General features: G+C 56.9%; 13 protein-coding genes. 6 read left to right on the top strand and 7 right to left on the bottom strand.

Annotated features, from left to right (window positions below; translation table 11 throughout):
- Nucleotides 1–17 precede the first annotated feature (17 nt).
- Both ACZA91_RS13155 and ACZA91_RS13150 read right to left on the bottom strand, forming a co-directional pair.
- Nucleotides 18–1949, bottom strand: coding sequence for a protein kinase domain-containing protein (locus ACZA91_RS13155; protein ID WP_463182595.1), 1932 nt, complete (start codon nt 1947–1949; stop codon nt 18–20).
- A gap of 296 nt (nt 1950–2245) precedes the next feature.
- Complete coding sequence (locus tag ACZA91_RS13150) at nt 2246–2473, bottom strand: hypothetical protein (RefSeq protein ID WP_463182592.1); 228 nt, start codon at nt 2471–2473, stop codon at nt 2246–2248.
- Between the two features lie 368 nt (nt 2474–2841).
- Here ACZA91_RS13150 and ACZA91_RS13145 point away from each other — a divergent pair, with 368 nt between their 5' ends.
- The gene (locus ACZA91_RS13145; protein WP_190356020.1) at nt 2842–3864 is read left to right on the top strand and encodes a ribose-phosphate pyrophosphokinase; all 1023 of its coding nucleotides are present in this window, start codon (nt 2842–2844) and stop codon (nt 3862–3864) included.
- A gap of 445 nt (nt 3865–4309) precedes the next feature.
- On the top strand, nt 4310–5092 hold the full coding sequence (gene hisA / locus ACZA91_RS13140) for a 1-(5-phosphoribosyl)-5-[(5-phosphoribosylamino)methylideneamino]imidazole-4-carboxamide isomerase (RefSeq protein ID WP_463182588.1): 783 nt from the start codon (nt 4310–4312) through the stop codon (nt 5090–5092).
- Nucleotides 5093–5176: 84 nt separating this feature from the next.
- Here the strand turns inward: hisA and ACZA91_RS13135 are convergent, their stop codons facing one another.
- The 3 genes from ACZA91_RS13135 to ACZA91_RS13125 all read right to left on the bottom strand — a co-directional run bounded on the left by ACZA91_RS13135 (nt 5177) and on the right by ACZA91_RS13125 (nt 9575).
- Entirely contained in the window at nt 5177–6496 is a 1320-nt protein-coding gene (locus ACZA91_RS13135) for a M16 family metallopeptidase (protein ID WP_463182587.1), read from the bottom strand.
- 46 nt (nt 6497–6542) lie between these two features.
- Nucleotides 6543–9266 (bottom strand): cyanophycin synthetase, encoded by a 2724-nt coding sequence (gene cphA, locus ACZA91_RS13130; protein WP_190527049.1) that lies wholly within the window; start codon nt 9264–9266, stop codon nt 6543–6545.
- A gap of 174 nt (nt 9267–9440) precedes the next feature.
- Nucleotides 9441–9575, bottom strand: a complete 135-nt coding sequence (locus tag ACZA91_RS13125; RefSeq protein WP_255407483.1) for a hypothetical protein — start codon at nt 9573–9575, stop codon at nt 9441–9443.
- 363 nt (nt 9576–9938) lie between these two features.
- On the opposite strand from ACZA91_RS13125, the gene psbP reads away from it, so the two are divergent.
- Both psbP and ACZA91_RS13115 read left to right on the top strand, forming a co-directional pair.
- Nucleotides 9939–10505, top strand: coding sequence for a photosystem II reaction center PsbP (gene psbP / locus ACZA91_RS13120; RefSeq protein WP_190356022.1), 567 nt, complete (start codon nt 9939–9941; stop codon nt 10503–10505).
- A 344-nt stretch (nt 10506–10849) separates the two neighbouring features.
- Nucleotides 10850–11509 carry a Maf family protein gene (locus ACZA91_RS13115; protein WP_463182584.1) on the top strand — a complete coding sequence of 220 codons (660 nt, stop codon included), beginning with the start codon at nt 10850–10852 and terminating at the stop codon, nt 11507–11509.
- Between the two features lie 237 nt (nt 11510–11746).
- Here the strand turns inward: ACZA91_RS13115 and ACZA91_RS13110 are convergent, their stop codons facing one another.
- Nucleotides 11747–11941 (bottom strand): hypothetical protein, encoded by a 195-nt coding sequence (locus tag ACZA91_RS13110; RefSeq protein WP_190356025.1) that lies wholly within the window; start codon nt 11939–11941, stop codon nt 11747–11749.
- A 151-nt stretch (nt 11942–12092) separates the two neighbouring features.
- Between ACZA91_RS13110 and ACZA91_RS13105 the strand changes: the two genes are divergently transcribed.
- A complete protein-coding gene (locus tag ACZA91_RS13105; protein ID WP_463182582.1) occupies nt 12093–13352 on the top strand; it encodes a sensor histidine kinase in 1260 nt (419 codons plus the stop codon).
- 510 nt (nt 13353–13862) lie between these two features.
- Complete coding sequence (locus ACZA91_RS13100) at nt 13863–15386, top strand: DnaJ domain-containing protein (protein ID WP_463182580.1); 1524 nt, start codon at nt 13863–13865, stop codon at nt 15384–15386.
- Nucleotides 15387–15454: 68 nt separating this feature from the next.
- On the opposite strand, the gene recJ is transcribed toward ACZA91_RS13100, so the two are convergent.
- Complete coding sequence (recJ, locus tag ACZA91_RS13095) at nt 15455–17824, bottom strand: single-stranded-DNA-specific exonuclease RecJ (RefSeq protein WP_463182578.1); 2370 nt, start codon at nt 17822–17824, stop codon at nt 15455–15457.
- Between the last annotated feature and the right edge of the window lie 59 nt (nt 17825–17883).

Raw genomic sequence — 17883 nt, 5'->3', positions numbered from 1 at the left:
GGGTTTGATCACGGTTGCTACCGAACCCGCACGGCGATCTCAAAGGGCATTTCCAAATCCGAAGACACTTCAATACCGTAGTTGCCGCCCACGGGCGCTTCCAAACTGACGGATCCTTCCAGTCCTTCCATGTCCGGAATCGGGCCATTGGGGCCAAACACCGTGGCTCGCAAACCGGAAGGAATACTAATTGAAATTTGTTGACCCGCCTGGGCTTCAAAACCAAAGGTTTGGGGAACCTGGGGCTGAGTCACACCTCGGAAGTTGCGCGAGGTGGGTTGGCGGGTTGGTTCTGGGCTGGGGCTGGGAGTTGGCTCCGGAGTCGGGGTGGGCGTTGGCGTGGGGCTTGGCTCCGGACTGGGGGAAGCGGGAGCCGCCGCTAGCCGTAAACGCAGGCGGTAGTCTCCCCTGGGCGCACCGGGGGCCACGCGCACTTGCAGGGCATATTCACCAGCCACGGCAATCACGCCATCCCATTGGCGCAGATCCCGGCTCGATCGATCCGCCGGGTCACCATCGGGAGCCAGGAGACTAGCAATCACGTTATTGCCTGCCACGGAAATGCTGAGGGGTTGCTCAGCGCCGGCCTGGAAACGATAGATCAGGGTTTCGTTTTCACCCAGGGTGCGGGAATCTTCAAAATCCCCGGCGGGCTGAAGGTTCAACCGCTGGGTGGAGACCACAGGCGAGGCGATCGGGCTAGGGGACGGGGTGGGGGATGGCGTGGGGGAAGGGCTAGGCAGCGGCGGACTTTCGGAAACCGTCGCGGTTGGTGTGGGGTTGCTGTTGTTGGGCGATCGGCTCAGGAATTGATTCACCAGCGACCAGGAACCCACTCCCGTCCCCACCACCAACAACACGCCTAACACCGTCACCGCCCAAGGGTTATCCATCAAGGATCCTCGGGGTTCCACGCTCCAATCGGGGCCGGGAGCCGGGGCCGGTGCGGGCGATCGAGGGGCGATCGGAGGCGGCGCAGCCCGACCCACCACCACCGTCGCCATGGTTGAAGGGACAGTTCCCGTGGGATTAGCGGCTGGGGCCGGCACTGCCGGAGTTGGGGGTGAAGTGGAGGGCGGCTGGGCCACGGGGCGAGCCGTCGCATCCAACGTCACCTCCTGCAACGCCTGAAGCACCAAGGAGGCAGAAGGATAGCGCTCCGTCGGTTGATAGGCCAACATTCGCCGCAACAGATCTCCCAAGGCCGGTGTGAGGGGCACATACTGATCCCAATGCCAGGTAAGGGTGCGATCGTCTAGCAAATCCTGGGGTTCTCGCCCCGTCAGCAACACCAACACCGTGGCGGCCAAGGCATAGAGATCGCTGCTGGGGTAAGCACGGCCGGTTTGAATTTGTTCGCTGGGGGCATAGCCGCTCTTACCGACGGTGGTGGCCTGCACGGCTGTGGCTCCCGGTTGTTGAAAGCGGGTGGCCATTTCTTTGATGGCCCCAAAGTCAATCAACACGGGCAGTCGATCATGCTCCCGCAGAATAATGTTTTCCGGCGAGATATCCCGGTGAATGATCCCCAAATTGTGCAGGTAGCTCAATACGGGGAGCAACTGTTGCAAGAGGTAGAACACTTCCCCTTCCGCAAAGAGCTGGCCATGGTGCAGGCGGCTATCTAGAAGCGATCGATAGGTATTGCCCTGCACATAGTCCTGCACCAAAAATAGGCGACCCTCCGCCTCAAAGGTGGCCTGAAACTTGGGAATTTGTGGGTGATTGATTTGGTAAAGAACCGCTGCCTCGCGCCGGAACAGTTCATTGGATTTTTCGAGGGCGTAGGCATCGCCCACGGGCGGCGTGAATTCCTTGAGGGCACAGCGCTCGCCAAATCGCCCCAAATCCTCCGCCAGGTAGGTGCGCCCAAAGCCACCCTGTCCCAACACTTCCACAAGGCGATAGCGATTTTGGAGAACAGTTCCGGGGGGCAGGGACGGTTGCATGGGACTCGGGGCGATCGAAGAACAGTTGAAATGGCAATTCAGTCAGGCAATAGTCAGGCGATGATCGAGCAAAAACTCAGGCGAAACTCAGGCGAAATTCAGAAAAAAACAATTTATTCCGTGACTTGCATCGCCCCATTGGACTGATCAATTGTTTGATCGAACCATTAAAGGAGTCGGGTGATTTTGATTGTTCAGACGCAACCGGCGCTAAAACCAATTTATAGGGCTGAATGAACCGATCAGACTTGGGGCGATTAGCGGCATTGTCGTCACCCAACCCCCATTTCCCCTGATTATCCCAGGTCTGCGATCAATCGCCCGGCACAACCGCCCAAGAAACTGGGCGGCGGTTGTTGGTTGAAGATCCATTGGGTTGGATCTCCATTGGCTAGCGATTCCGCTGAGTCCCTAGCCGCTTCCTTGGGGGTAGCAAGTTGAGCCGCATCTGCCGCCAGATGCAGCCTGGGCTTGTCCCGTTGCGATCGACTCGGGAACTGGCCAGAACTCGCGGTGGCCCGCACCACCAGTCAGGGTTTTGCCCATGTTGGGGGTTGGGCTGGGTGTTGAATTGCCCGTTTGGGCAACCCTCGGGACTCATCCTAGCCGATCGGGCTAGGGGATGGTCGATCGCCCCATTGAACTCGTTAAACTGCCCCCGTTTTCTGTCACAATTGCCGCCCGATCGTGCAAAGGTTTCTGACTGTTCCTGACCAGATTCCTGCAGCAGCAATTGCTCACGGATGTTATCTGATTCCCGTCGTCACGGAGCCTGATCAGCCGTCTGGTCAAGCCTTGACGACTACCCTTGGCGATCGGCTCACAACCACCCATGTCATTGAATGCGGGGACGCAAATCCAAAGAAAATTGGAAGGAAATGCTAAGATTGCCATGAACGCGCTTCGAGGGTCTGCCGTGATTTGCTCTGCGACTTCTCCGCTGCCGACTTCGCATCGCGAAGTGACGGAAAAGAGCCGACTTCGCATCTTCTCAGGATCGGCAAATGTCGCCTTGGCCGAAGAAGTTGCTGCATACCTGGGGTTACCGTTGGGACCAATGGTTCGCAAACGGTTCGCCGACGGTGAGCTTTATGTTCAAATTCAGGAGTCAATCCGGGGTTGTGATGTTTATCTGATCCAACCGGTTTGTCGCCCTGTGAATGACCATCTAATGGAATTGTTGATCATGGTGGATGCTTGCCGCCGGGCTTCGGCGCGCCAAGTCACCGCTGTGATTCCCTACTACGGCTATGCCAGGGCCGATCGCAAGACGGCCGGCCGGGAATCGATTACGGCCAAACTGGTGGCGAACCTGGTTGTGAAATCCGGAGCCGATCGGGTGTTGGCCATGGACTTGCATTCAGCGCAAATCCAAGGCTATTTCGATATTCCGCTCGATCATGTTTTTGGTGCGCCAGTCCTGATCGACTACCTCGAAAGCAAGAACCTGTCGGATATTGTCGTGGTGTCGCCCGATGTGGGCGGGGTGGCGCGGGCCCGGGCCTTTGCTAAGCGCCTGAACGATGCGCCCCTGGCGATCATTGACAAGCGCCGCCAAATGCACAATGTGGCGGAAGTGCTGAACGTCATTGGTGACGTGAAGGGCAAAACGGCCGTTTTGGTGGATGACATCATCGACACAGGCGGCACGCTCACGGAAGGGGCCCGAATGCTGCGTCGGGAAGGGGCACGCCAGGTTTATGCCTGTGCCACCCATGCGGTGTTGTCTCCTCCGGCGATCGAGCGCTTGTCCAGTGGGTTATTTGAAGAGGTGATTGTCACCAACACGATTCCCATGATGGATCACCACCATTTTGACCAGCTCACGGTTTTGTCGGTGGCGAATGTGCTGGGCGAAACTATTTGGCGCATCCACGAAGACACGTCAGTTAGCAGCATGTTTATCAATGACTAATATCCATGATTCAAGGATGCGCCTGCGGAGCTAGCTGACTGGGGCTGAGATTCGCGGATGGATGGTGGAGGGAGCAAGTTTGCTTAGGAGGTGGCTTCTGGCCATTACTCCTACAAGGACAAAATTCCTAAGCATTGTCCTAAAACTCAAGGGTGACGGACGATCGACCGAGAAACCCAACGGGGGCATTCACGGTCGATCGTTTGTTTTCGCTGGCTTCTCGGAATTACCATTCGGAATTGCTATTCGGGATTGCCATTGGGTGCGATCGAGCGCGGTTAAGCGTAATTGGGTGCGATCTCGACAACCTGAAACTGTTGATTAACCCATTTCAATGCAGGGGGCCATCTAAAACCTGGCTAATGCCCTATGTTGCGAATTACAGCCTTCAGGTAGATTGATTGGGATTTTCGATTTTGTATTTTCTGAAGGATGAGGATTAGCCATGGATATTTTTCCGGCGATCGATCTGTTGGGTGGACGTTGTGTCCGGCTCTTTCAAGGTGACTATGATCGCGCGGAAACCTTTGGTGATGATCCGGTGATGGTTGCCCAGCGGTGGATGACGGCGGGGGCCAGTTGGTTGCACCTGGTTGACTTGGATGGGGCCAAAACGGGAGAACCCGTGAATCTCCAGGCGATCGCGGCCATTACCCAACAACTGGGCGATCACCCGATTCAAATTCAAGTGGGAGGCGGCATCCGAACCCGCGATCGCGCGGCCCGCCTGTTTGAGCTAGGGATCACCAGAGCAATTGTGGGAACCGTAGCCGTGGAGCAGCCGGACGAAGTGGCCGCCTGGTGCGCGGAATTTCCCGGGCGGATCGTAATTGGCATTGATGCCCGCAATGGCTGGGTTGCAACCCGGGGTTGGCTGGAAACCTCCGAAGTGCGAGCGGTTGAATTGGCCCAGCGCGTTCAGGACTGGGGCGCGGCGGCCATTGTTTACACGGATATTCACCGGGATGGCACTTTGGCAGGCCCCAACAAGGAAGCCCTGCGCGAGCTGGCGGAAGGGATTTCCATTCCCGTGATTGCCTCCGGGGGAATCAGTTCCGTCACCGATTTATTGGGGCTGTTGGCCCTGGAGCCGGTGGGAGTCACGGGGGCGATTGTCGGTCGCGCCCTCTACACCGGCAACGTGGATCTCAAGGAGGCCATCCAGGCGGTGGGCCCGGGCCGAATTCAAGATCTCCCCCTGAATTTTGGTCAGGAGGCGATCGGGTAACTCAGCCATTGAGGCAGCCCCGGGATCCAAGGCGATTGAGGGAGCCATCCGCAGCGATCGCCCAATCCTCGTTGATCCTTAGCCCTAACCCTGAGCAGCAGCGGGGCGCAGAATCACCAACCCATAGGCCTGGGGATTCAAATATTGCTGGGCGGCCCGCTGCAAATCTTCTGGGGTCAGGCAACGGACAGCATCGGGATATCGCAGGGCCGCATCCACATTGCCCACCAAGGTTTGGTAGTAGCCATAGAGGTTCGATCGATTCGCGGGGGTTTCATTGCCAAACACAAACCCATTAGCCACCCGCGCCCGCACCCGATCGACCTCCGCCATGCTCACCGGTTCCGAACCAATACGCGCCATGTGATCCTGCAAGCGGGCTTCCAGCTCTGGCAAATGCTCCGGCTCACAATGGGCGGCCAAATAAAACGTTCCTTGGGCACGGTAGGTCAAATTGGTGGCTGAAACCTTGGACACCAATCGCCGCTCTTCCCGCAAGTCCCGCACCAGGCGCGAGGTGCGGCCATGGCCCAACACCGCCGCCAACACATCCAGCGGATAGGTTTCCCGCAAGTCCTGTAGCCCCGGAACGCGCCAGAGCATGATCAGGCGGGCCTGTTGCAACGATGGGTCAATGATTTCCCGGCGTTCAACGTGATCGAACGGCAACTCTGGGATCAACGATGGCGTGGCCACCGGCAAACCCGACCAGTCCCGATCGCGCCAGGCCTCGTTGAAGCCGGTTTCCAAAATCTCGAATAGCTGCTCCGGCGGCAAATTGCCCACCGCCACGGCCGTCACCGACTGCGGGCGATAGTGGCGATCATGGAAGTCCCGCATCTGCTGCACATCCAAGTGGGTAATCACTTCCGTGGGGCCCAACACCGGCCGGTTATAGGGCAAGGTCTCAAAGGCCAGGTTCATCACCGCTTGGAAAGTGCGACGGCGAGGATTATCTTGGCTGCGGCGAATTTCTTCGAGCACCACATGGCGCTCCCGGTCAAATTCCGCGGCCGGCAACTGGGGCCGCAATGCCACATCAAATTGCAAAGGAGCCAGGGCCGCAAAATCCTGGGGAGCGGCGGTCAAATAAAACTGGGTGTAGTCTTGGCTGGTGGCGGCGTTGGTGACCGCTCCGCAAGCTTCAATCCGCTGCTCAAATTCCCCGAGGGCGAGCCGATCGCTCCCTTTAAACACCATGTGCTCCAAAAAGTGGGCCATGCCATTGATGGGTTCAGGTTCGATCGCTGAACCAGCATTGACCCACAAACTGAGATTGACCGCCTCAACGGGCATCTGCTCCACAATCGCGAGTGCACCACAGTCTAACCGCCGAATTAACGGCCCAGTACGGACGGTTTCGATCGGCGGCAGGGCCGGGGCAAACAAGCTTGGCGACATCATTGGCTCAGCTCGCGGAAAGGTAGGATTTAGTTAGACCGCTATTAGCCTAGACCGATTTCACCTCACTGTGCTGGCTGGTGCGGTTACTAGCGGGATCGGCGATCGGGGTTTTGGGGGTGGGCGTTGTTTTCGTGGTCTCCCGAGGGCCGCGGGCCTCAATCAGGTCAATGGCGCGGCTGACACTTTCCGGGAAAACCACCACTAACCCGCCATCCACCGCCCGATCGAGGGCCGTATTCACCGCCGTGGTTTCATCCAGGATGGTTTCAAACCGGCGAACCCGCGCAATCCCTTCTTGACGAGCGGCAGTGATGCCCGCTTCGATTTGGCGAGCGGCGCTGCCCCGGGCCCGACCGCGATTGTCGTCATCTTCCTTGATCAGAATTTCATCGAACATTTGGGCCGCCAGCTTGCCCAGCAATTGGAAGTCCTCATCACGACGATCGCCCGGGCCACCAACCACACCCACCTTGGTGCCGGGCCAGTTTTGGACAAACACGCCCACTGCTTCATAGCCAGCGGGATTGTGAGCGTAGTCCACTAGGGCATGGTAGCGACCCAAATCAAACAGATTCATTCGCCCCGGGGTCTGCTTGGCACTGGATGTGAAGGTCATTAGGGCCTGACGAATTGCTTCAATGCGCACCCCTTGGGCAAAGGCGGCCAAACTGGCGGCCAGGGCATTGGCAATTTGGAAAGCGGCCTTTCCGCCCAGGGTGAGGGGAATGTTTTCGGCTCGATCGATCCGCAGGGTCCAATCGCCTTTGAGAATCGACAGGTAGCCGTTTTCATAAACAGCGGCCAAGCCTCCCTGTCGGGCATGTTCCCGCACGATCGGGTTCTCCGGGTTCATGGAGAAATAGGTGACTTGGGCCAACACATGCTCCGCCATGGCCGCCACCAGGGGATCATCCGCATTGAGCACCGCATAGCCATCGGGGGCCGCGGCTTCCGCCACCACCGCTTTCACACGGGCCATTTGCTCGATCGTGTCGATGTCCCCCAGCCCCAGGTGGTCAGCGGCCACATTCAACACCACGCCCACATCGCAGCGATCGAACGCCAAGCCCGATCGCAAAATACCTCCCCGAGCCGTTTCCAGAATGGCCACTTCCACGGTCGGATCTTGCAGGATCAGGTTGGCACTTTGGGGGCCGGTGTTGTCCCCGGGTTCCACCATGTATTCCCCGATGTAAGTGCCGTCGGTGGTCGTGTAGCCCACCACTTGTCCCGTTTGGCGATAGATATGGGCAATCAGGCGGGTGGTGGTGGTTTTGCCGTTGGTGCCGGTCACCGACACGATCGGCACATGGGCCGGCGACCCGGGCGGAAACAACATATCCAGCACCGGTTCCGCCACGTTGCGGGGAATGCCTTCACTGGGCTGCACATGCATCCGGAAGCCCGGCGCAGCGTTCACTTCAATCACCACACCCCCGTTTTCGCGCAGGGGGCGGGAAATATCGGGCGTAACAATATCGATCCCGGCAATGTCCAGGCCAATGATCTTGACCACTCGTTGGGCTAACCAGATGTTTTCCGGGTGAATTTCATCGGTGCGATCGATGGCAATGCCACCGGTACTCAGGTTCGCCGTGCCTCGCAAATAGCAAATTTCGCCCCGATCAAGCACAGTATCGAGGGTCAGGCTTTGCCGCTCCAGCATTTGCTCCAAGGGGCGATCGATTGTGATTTTGGTGAGCACATTATCGTGGCCACTGCCCCGACGCGGATCGCGATTGGTTTCGTCAATCAACGCCTGAATGGTCGATCGCCCATCTCCAATCACCCGAGCCGGTACGCGCTCCGCCACGGCTACCACCTGACCATTGACCACCAACACCCGGTGGTCATTCCCCTTATAAAACCGCTCCACCAAAATCGTCTGGGACTTGGAATCGGCCATGGCCATTTCGTAGGCTTCTTCCGCCGCTTCCCAAGATTCAATGTCCAGGGTGATCCCTCGGCCATGGTTGCCGTCCAAGGGCTTGATCGCGATCGGGTAGCCACCGACCTCCTCGATCGCATCCTGTAGCTCGTCTAGGTATCGAACCGTTGTCCCCCGAGGAACCGGCACGCCCGCATCGGCCAAAACCCGCTTGGTGCCGTCCTTGTCGCAGGCCAACTCCACCGCCAAAATTCCCGTGCGATCGCTCAGGGTCGCTTGCACCCGCTTTTGGCGAACCCCATACCCCAACTGAATCAGGGAGCGTGCCGCCAACTGCCGCCAAGGAATTCCCCGGCGCTCTGCCTCGCGCACCAGGGATTCCGTGCTGGGGCCAAGGGCTTCCTCTGCCCGAATTTCCTCCAGATCCTGCAAGTCTTGCTCCAGCTCGGCCCGGGGATAGCTGCCCGAGTCCACAATGCTGCGGCACAGACGCACGGCCGCTCGGGCCGCATACCGCCCGGCCCGCTCGTTTTCATACTCGATCGCCACCAAATAGACCCCTGGCTCTGAGGTTTCGCGCGTGCGCCCAAAACCCACAGGCATCTGCGTCAATTCCTGAAGTTCCAGGGCCACATGCTCCACGATGTGCCCCATCATCGTGCCTTCGCGCACCCGCTCCAGAAAACCACCCCGCTTGCCCCGCGAGCAGTGATGCTCCATTAAGCTGGGCAGGGCTTCCACCAGTCCTTCGTAGAACCCCGGAATCTCGTTGGAGGGGCGATCAGCCAAGTCCGCCAAATCCAAACGCAAAACGACAAGCTTATGGCGGCGAATGCTCCAATAATTGGGGCCGCGGAGCGTCTGGACTTTCAGGATCTTCATCGGAGGCAGTGTTGAGGAAGGTTCAAAAAGAACGGGGAGATGCGTGACCCAACCGTCATCTAACGAGTCAGCGACACCGAAGGATTAGCTTAGTCTCAGTGCTGACGATGATACTGAACTGTTCCTGAGGAACAATTTTTTCAGAATTCTTAGCTGTCAGGTTAGCCGCTTGGTTCACAAACAGCAACAGAGGCCAAGGGGAATGGACGGGGATTGATCGCCCAAAATGGCCAAGGTGTTGTCTAGTGGGAGATAGACCCGATCGGCAAAACCTTGGGGCCGCCCTGTGATCACGCCCTTGCGAGCCATATTGGCGATCGAGCGGGTCTCCGAATGGGGATCAAAAGAAATCTGGAAGAATGGGCGGCGTGATCCGGATTCGCCGGTTCCCGAGCTGGGTCTGGATCGGCCGGGGCCGGGGCGGTTTAAGATGAAATCGCGTTGGATTGCTCGCTAGCCAACCCGCTAGGCAGCATCTGAAATTATTAGTGATGCGGGTCAGTGATGCGGGTCAGTGATGCGGGTCGTTGTGATTGTCGCGATCATAACGATGCTGTCGATCATCAACAACTAATCCCGCGTGTAATCTAATCCCGCGTGTAATCCCTCGTGATTGAGGACGCAGCAGTCCTTCATGCTCCGTTTTGCAACGCCCGATCGAACTCGAAACCCATGCAATTTTCGTCCCTGAACCGCTCCACTTGGAAACGCCTCGCGATCGCGTTGTTGCTGACGGTTGTGGTGGCGCTGCAAGCCTGCGCCGCTCCAGCCAGCGGCTTGAAGGCCTACATTGATGCCACCAAAGGCTATCGATTCCTGTACCCGATCGGGTGGGTGGCCGTCAAAGTGGCCGGCGGGCCCGATGTGGTCTTCCATGACCTGATTCAAGAAACCGAAAACGTCAGCGTTGTGATCAATCCCGTTCCCAGCGGCAAAGCCCTGCCCGATTTGGGAACTCCCAGCGAAGTGGGTTATCGCCTCTCTAAGAGTGCGATCGCCCCGCCCGGCTCCGGACGCACCGCCGAACTGGTGAACGCCGAGTCCCGAGAAGCCAACGGCAAAACCTACTACTTGCTGGAATATGCCGTGAAGCTGCCTAACCAAGAGCGCCACAACCTGGCCAGCGTTGCCGTCAGCCGTGGCCAGCTCTACACCTTGAACATTTCCGCCTCCGAAGGGCGTTGGGACAAGGTGAAAGACATGTTTGAAACGGTTGTTCGATCGTTCTCCGTAGACTAGGCAACTTGGCCTCAGCCGGGGCGACAGCGACAACCAACGGGCGATCGGCCGCACTCAGGCGATCAATATCGGTGGCGAAATCGGTGGCGAAGTGGCGATCGAACATCAATGGCAGTCAACTGGATAGCGCTGGATAGCGATCGATCGCTACCGCGTCAATCATTCAGACAGGGCAATGGCAAGGCTGTTGCCCTGTTTCCTTGGCAGGGTCTGGGCAATCCTGACCAAGCCCAACTGCCACCCTTTCACCCGAACTTCCACCGCTTCCTCATCCGTGGATTCACCCCCGATTCACCCCCGTCAACCCCATTCCCTAACCTTTCGACTACTAACTGACCAAGACTATGCCTAACCCCTTGCAATTGGTGTTAGCTTCCGCCTCTCCTGCTCGCCGCAAACTCCTCCAGATGGCGGGCATTTCCCCGATCGTTTGTCCCAGCGATTTCGATGAAGATTCCGTCACCGTCTTTGATCCAGGACAACTGGTGCAAGTGCTGGCCCAGGGCAAGGCGCGGGTGATTGTCAATCGGCTGCGGCAGGAACCGGCCCTGCGGCAGTCCCTATTGGGATCCCATGAACTGGGCAGCTCGATCGTGGTTTTGGGTTGCGATTCCGTGCTGTTGGTGAATGGGGAAGTCTATGGCAAGCCCGACTCACCCACCGAGGCCATGGAGCGCTGGCAACAAATGCGGGGGAAAATTGGTGATCTGTACACAGGCCATGTGCTGATTGATTTGGCGAGCGATCGGGAGTTGATCCAGTCCGCCACCACCCGTGTTCATTTCGCAACCCCCACTGATGCCGAAATTGCAGCCTACATCGCCACGGGCGAACCCATGCAATGCGCCGGGTGTTTTGCCCTCGAAGGTCGCGGCGGCCTATTTGTGGAGAAAATCGAAGGCTGCCACATGAATGTGATCGGCCTCAGCCTGCCGCTCTTGCGTCGCATGTTAGGGGAGTTGGGATACGACGTAACGCAACTTTGGCAAACCCCAGCCATTTAAAGACAAACTGGAATCGCTGGCGGCTGCGTCGGCCCCTGAAATGGGGGCCGGCTTTGATCTTGGGCCCATTGTGCCAGATTCAGATCCAGTCCCGATCCAGTCCATACCCAGTCAATTTCCATCAATTCCAGCAACCCACTCCAGAATTTCAGCCTGAAATTCAGCCTCAGCGGTGGATCTTGGCATTCAGGAACATCTTTAGCCTTTCTGTCGCTCAATCCACTGGTGACACGGGAGCTAAGGGCGGTACGATTGAAATTTAGGGGCAACAAGCATCAACTTTTCAGTTTTGATCGACATCACCGGCCGGCGATCAAAACGGAAAAATTGCGACCTATCCAAACCAACTTCGTGCAAAGTAAACAGAGCCGGATTGGTCATTTTGTTTAATGGTGCGGTAGTTTCTGCCAGCGCTGCGATCGGGATTTTCACGACTGTTTTGCAGCGCTTCAACTGGTCTGAATCCCACCAGCAAGTTGATAATTAAAATCTGGCATTTACGGAAGCGAAGTTTCGATGTTTAGGGGGATGGGGTTGCATCGCCAGCCATCGATCGCCGCCGACGAGGTTTAAGCATGTGTTCATGAATTTTTCCAATTCGGCCAGTGTGCCCAATCGCCCACCCACAGCTTCCGGCTCCAACCACGAATCGGTTCCTTCCGAGTCACAGTCTCTGATTGTGGCGCTGGTTGGAGGCAATGAGACTTCAGAACGCCTGATTTGGGAATCTCTGATTCAGGAATCTGGCCATGTGTTGTTTGATCACTGGACGATCGACTCTTTAGCCCAATTGCGATCCCAAACGGATCCACCCCTGCGTGAGCTGGCTAAGGTGGAACTGTTGGTGCTGTTGGTGATGCCGGAAACGGTGAAGCCAATGCTGGCACTAGTGGATTGGCTATATCGCCAATCGGGGCTGCCCTCTTTGGTGGTGGTGATGCGTCCCCTGCCCTCCTCGATCGCGCCGTTGGTTTCAGCCCTCACCCATGGCGGCATTTGGGGCGTGGTGGGGTTGCCTTGGACTCCCGAGCAAGGGCGGGCCATGCTTGATGCGGTGAGCAGCCGATGCTTGGCCGATCGCGAAGCCCGGCGCTGTCAGGTGTCGTTGGAACAGCAATTGATCGATCGCAACCAATTGGCCGCGATCGCCCTCCATGACTCCCGCAGCGCGATCGGAGCCATTCAATCCTATGCCCAACTCATGGATCGGTTTTGGGATCATTGGCCCGCCGAACAACAGCGAGCCTACCTGAAGCGGATCGGCTGTTTAGCGGAAAAAACCCTTTCGGAATTTAACGATCTCACGGTCTTAATTGAGGCTGATTCCGGCCGATTGCGGTTTGAACCTGCCTGGTTAGATGTCTCTGCCTTGCTGAGGGAAGTGGTCGATCGTTGCCAACAAATTGCACCCGCCCTGTGTCACATCACAATCCACGATCGCCTAGATCATTCTCAAATTTGGGCCGATGCTCGCCTATTTCGGCTGATTACCAACAACCTCTTGGACAATGCCGTCAAATATTCACCGAATGGCGGCACGATCGAGGTTTTTCTATCGCAACAAAGTAACTTCCTACTCTTACAGGTTCGCGACCACGGCATCGGCATTTGCAGCGCCGATCAGGAACGGATTTTTCAACAATTTACCAGAGGATCCAACGTCGCTGACATTCCCGGCACTGGATTGGGTTTAGCCATCATTGCCCAGTGTGTTCAATTGCATCACGGCAAAATTGAACTCGATAGCGAATTACAGCAAGGCAGCCTATTCACCGTTTGGCTACCGATGATTGCACTAGGTTCCACTAATCATCACGCTGCTTCCGGCTTTGCGGATGGCTAACCCACGCTTACCGTTTCAACCCAAGTTCGTTGCAAAATTTGCAAGTGCCCGTTTTCAATTTCGCCAACGCTTGATGAACTCAAGTCATTAGCGCCAGTACCCAAATCCCAAAAGTTGTTGCCTTTTAACTACATATTCTCTGGTGAATTATTCAAGCTTTTATAAGCCAGAGAGTTTTTCAAATTAAGTTCAAAGGCAACGACTTTAGAGGGTAGTTCGAGAAGAAGCACGATCCAGATTAAAAATCAGATCAACCATAATTGAGTGGCAATTCATTCATGCCAGATTAAAAATCAGTTCAACCATAGCTGGATAACAATTTATGAATAATCTTAATGACTGATTTGATCAAAAATCAATCGAACTTGATTGATTAGCACCGTATTTTTACTGAACTTCTATTAGCTGATCAGATCAGGCATTCAGATCAGTTGATGAAAGCTCCTTGAATACTTGAAGTTGATTGATAATCGCCTTACGATCATCAACACCAGATGAGGTGGTCGCTGCATGTCTCAACTGACTCTGACTCAGTGCTATCAATTACTAGAAGTTCAGGCTGATGCATCAATCGAAGCAGTCAAGTTAGCCTATCGCCAATTAGCCAAAGTTTGGCATCCCGATCGATTTACTGAGGATCCGGAGCTATGCAAGATCGCAGAAGCAAAACTCAAGCAAATTAATGCAGCTTATCGGCAAATCAAGGAACACCTGACCCAAATCGGCACTCAACCCGTAACCAACCAGCCTTCACAACCGCCGTCACCCGCCACAACCCAAGGCACAACAGCCAGGGCTAATCGTGTTCGGGTCTCATCCCGGCCTGGGCCTGCCCGATCGCCTGCTCAAATTTTTTATGGCTATGCGATCGACTGCATGGCACGAGGAAGCTACACGGCGGCCCAAAACTATCTGAACGACGCAATTCGCCTAGAACCGGACTATTTAGCAGCCTATGAGTTGCGCTATGAAGTGGCTAGGCGCAAGGGGTCTGATTATCTGGCTCGACAAGATTGGCAAAAAATTCAGGAACTGCAACGGAATCGAAAGGCACGCCAAAAGTCTAGTGCGCGCCCTCCTGCGCCACCGGCCACCAACACCCCCGAATCCATGGTGGATCGCTTCAGCGCCGTGCGCGGGCCAATCTTGAACCATCAGGGCCCGGTCATCGCCATGGTCTTGGAAGCTTCGGGATTACGGCTAGGAACAATCGGCCATGATCGATGGCTGCAACTACGGGGACTTGATGCTGCGGCAAATGGATCACAATCACGGCAATTTGAGGGAGAACTAACGGCGCTGGCGGCGAGTCGGGATGGGTATCTGTGGGCGATCGGTTCCGCCAATGGTGTGATTTGGATTTGGGATGGTCGGCGGCAACGGGTGGGGGCAACACTGGATGAACGGTGGTTAAACTTTGGGGCTGGGATTAACGCTTTGAGGTTTGCACCTGACGGGTTTGGATTGTGGAGTGTTGATACCCAAGGAACGATTTGCCATTGGGACTTGAAAGCGGGGCGATCAACTTTGCGGTGGTCAGCCACCGAGCAACAGTGCTCTGCGGAAGTACGCGCACCGCAAGGATCTGACTTGAACGCTGTGATTAGTGCCTGCGGTCGGTCAGCATTATTGGGCGGGCAGTCCTGCGGGCTACAGTTGCTGGATTTACAACAGTCCAAAATTCAGCGGCGATGGTCACTCTCACAGCCGGTGAATGCTCTGGCTTGGAGTCCCGATCGACGGGCGATCGCCCTAGCCCAAGGAGCAACGATTCAACTATCCCTGGCCTCCCCCAAACCCACTACCCAATTGTTACGGGGCCATCAAGGGCCAGTGCGAGCGATCACGTTTGCTCCCCATAGCACTTGGTTCCTCAGCACAGGGGATGATTGCACGCTTCAGTTTTGGAACCTATCGACCGATCACCCGCTAAAAACCCTGAGTTTGCCAGCGCCTGGCCGGGCAGTGGTCACCGATGGCAAACGGATCTTCTGTGGCTTGGAAACGGGAGCTGTCATGCTTATTGGAGAGTAGGGTTTGCAACTGGCTGAACTCCCACTTTTCTCCCTTCGCGATTGTTGCGATCATGCGATCAAGGGTGATCAATGGGGTTGGAGGCGCGGATCCAGATCCTGAAGTGCTGCTGGGGACATGGTGGCGAAATATTGATGGTGAAAACGCTCTTCTTGAACGATCGCCCAAAATTGTGCGATCGCCCGCGATCGGGTGGTCGCTTCGGTTTCCATCGTATCCAAGGCTTGGGGTTGAAACCTCAGGTGGCCATCCTGCTCCATTGGGTTCAGGCCGATCGCCGCCAGGGCATTGAGGCCGAGTTCAATTGCTTGGGGGCTGAGGGCTAATCGTGCTGATAAGACTGCTCGATCGACGGGTTGGCCGGTGCGGCTGAGATATTTCGCCATCCCCAAAAGGGTTTGCCAGGTGCGATCGGGACTGGGTTCCAAAATTGGCTGATAGGTCAGGGCGATCGGGCGTTGATCGTCTAGGGCTTGGCGGGCGATTTGCTGCCAGTCTTCCCAACGGGTGGGACATTGATCAACCCACAACATCTCGTTGGGCGATGGCAACTCGGCGGCAGGTAACCCTTGCCGATAATCCCAGACGGGAATCGTACCAGCAAGATCGCGCACCAAGGGGCGATCGGCTGGGCGCACTGCCAAGGGCCGCAATTGATAGCACTTATCGCGGGCATTGAAATCCAACTCCGCCACCAAGTCACAGGAACCCTTGGGAATGGCTTCCGGCAAACAGTCCCACCAAATGCCCGGAAAAGGTTCGGTAGCCGAATCATCTTGAATTTCAAAGCGGGTGTGGAGATACCGCAATTTTTGGGATCCCAGGTGCAGGCGGCGGACTTGCAGATTTTGGAACCGAACTTGCCGAATCAGCAAACGCGGAGCCGGGTTTCCCATGCCGCAAGGTTCCAGCCACTTCAGGGCTTGAAACAGGGCCCGCCCCTGATCGAGCAACAGGTCTGCTACGGTGACGGTCAAATCGGCCGTGATGGGCTGGGGCGATCGGGCTGGGCAGCGTTGACGCACTTCCCGTTCCAGGGCTTGGGTAAACAAATCCAGATTGGCCACCGGCAAAGTCAACCCCGCTGCCAGGGGATGGCCCCCAAATCGATCGAGCAAATGGGTTTGTTGCTTCAGGACTTCATAAAAATCCAGACCCGGAAGCGATCGGGCGGATCCCTTCGCCATCTCGCCTTCCAGGGTCAGCAACACCACGGGGCGGTTAAATTCCTGCACCAGTTGACCCGCCACTAGCCCCAAAACGCCCAAGGGCCAACCCGCTTCCGCCAACACAATCACGGCGGTGGTAGACCAATCGGCGGCGGCCAGGCGCGATCGGGCCCGCCACAGCACATCGTTTTGCAGGACTTTGCGGCGACTGTTGGCCGCTTCCACTTGGTCAGCTAATTGGCGACACCGATCGCGATCGCGACTGGTCAGCAGTTCAATGCAAAAGTGAGCATCGCCATAGATGCGGCTGGCCGCGTTGATGCGCGGCCCCAGGCCAAAGGCAATATCAGAGGGGCGATCGCCCGTTTTCTTGCATCGCTCCAGCAACAGTTGCAATCCGGGGCGATCGGTTTTTTGGAGATGCTGCAATCCCACTTGGGCCAAGTACCGAGCATCGCCCCGCAGTTCCACCAAATCCGCAATTAGCCCGATCGCCACCAGATCCAGCAAGGCCGAGAGGGGCTGTTGGGGAACCGTGGGCAAGGCTTGGTAAAGGGCTTCCACCAATTTGTAAGCCACGGCCACACCCGAAAGACTGGCCAAGGGCGAATCGATCGGGAGTGTGCGCGGGTTCACCAACGCCACCAAGTCCGGCCGTTGGTCGGGCAAGCTGTGGTGATCGGTCACAATCACTTCCAAGCCCAAATCCCGCGCGATCGCCAACTCCGCCAGGTTGGTGCTGCCCGTGTCGCAGGTCACGATCAGTTGCCAACCGGCCGCCGCCAGGGCCGCCAACCCCGATCGGGATAACCCGTGGGATTCTTTGAGGCGATCGGGCACAAAATAAGTGAGCCGATCGCCCTGGGGAAAAAACTGCCCCAACCCGTCCCACAGCACCGCCGTGGCCGTCACGCCATCCGCATCAAAATCTCCCCAAATAGCCACCCGATCGCCTCGTTCATGGGCCAACACCAACCGCGCGATCGCCTGGGCCATTTCGGAGCCAAACCCCTCCGGCCCCGTGGGTTGATAGTGCTCCGCCGAGAGCCACCCGGCCAAGATGCGCGGATCACGCCAACCCCGTTCCCACAACACTTGGGCCAGCCACCGGGCCCGATCGCCTTGCGGTGAACGACTTTCTTTGAGATCCGCCGCCTTCGGGTTGCCCACCTGCACCGCATCCAGGCGATCAAGCATTGATTGCACCGCCGCCACCCAATCCACCGGGGGAGGTTCGATCGGGAATTGCCAAGCCGCTTCAATATCCATGGGCAAAATCCATGGGTTAACTACAACGGGCCAACTGAAACAAGCTGACGAAACCAGCC

This window comes from Limnothrix sp. CMB-01 (assembly GCF_055193175.1).
This window is presented reverse-complemented; position numbering and strand designations above follow the sequence as displayed.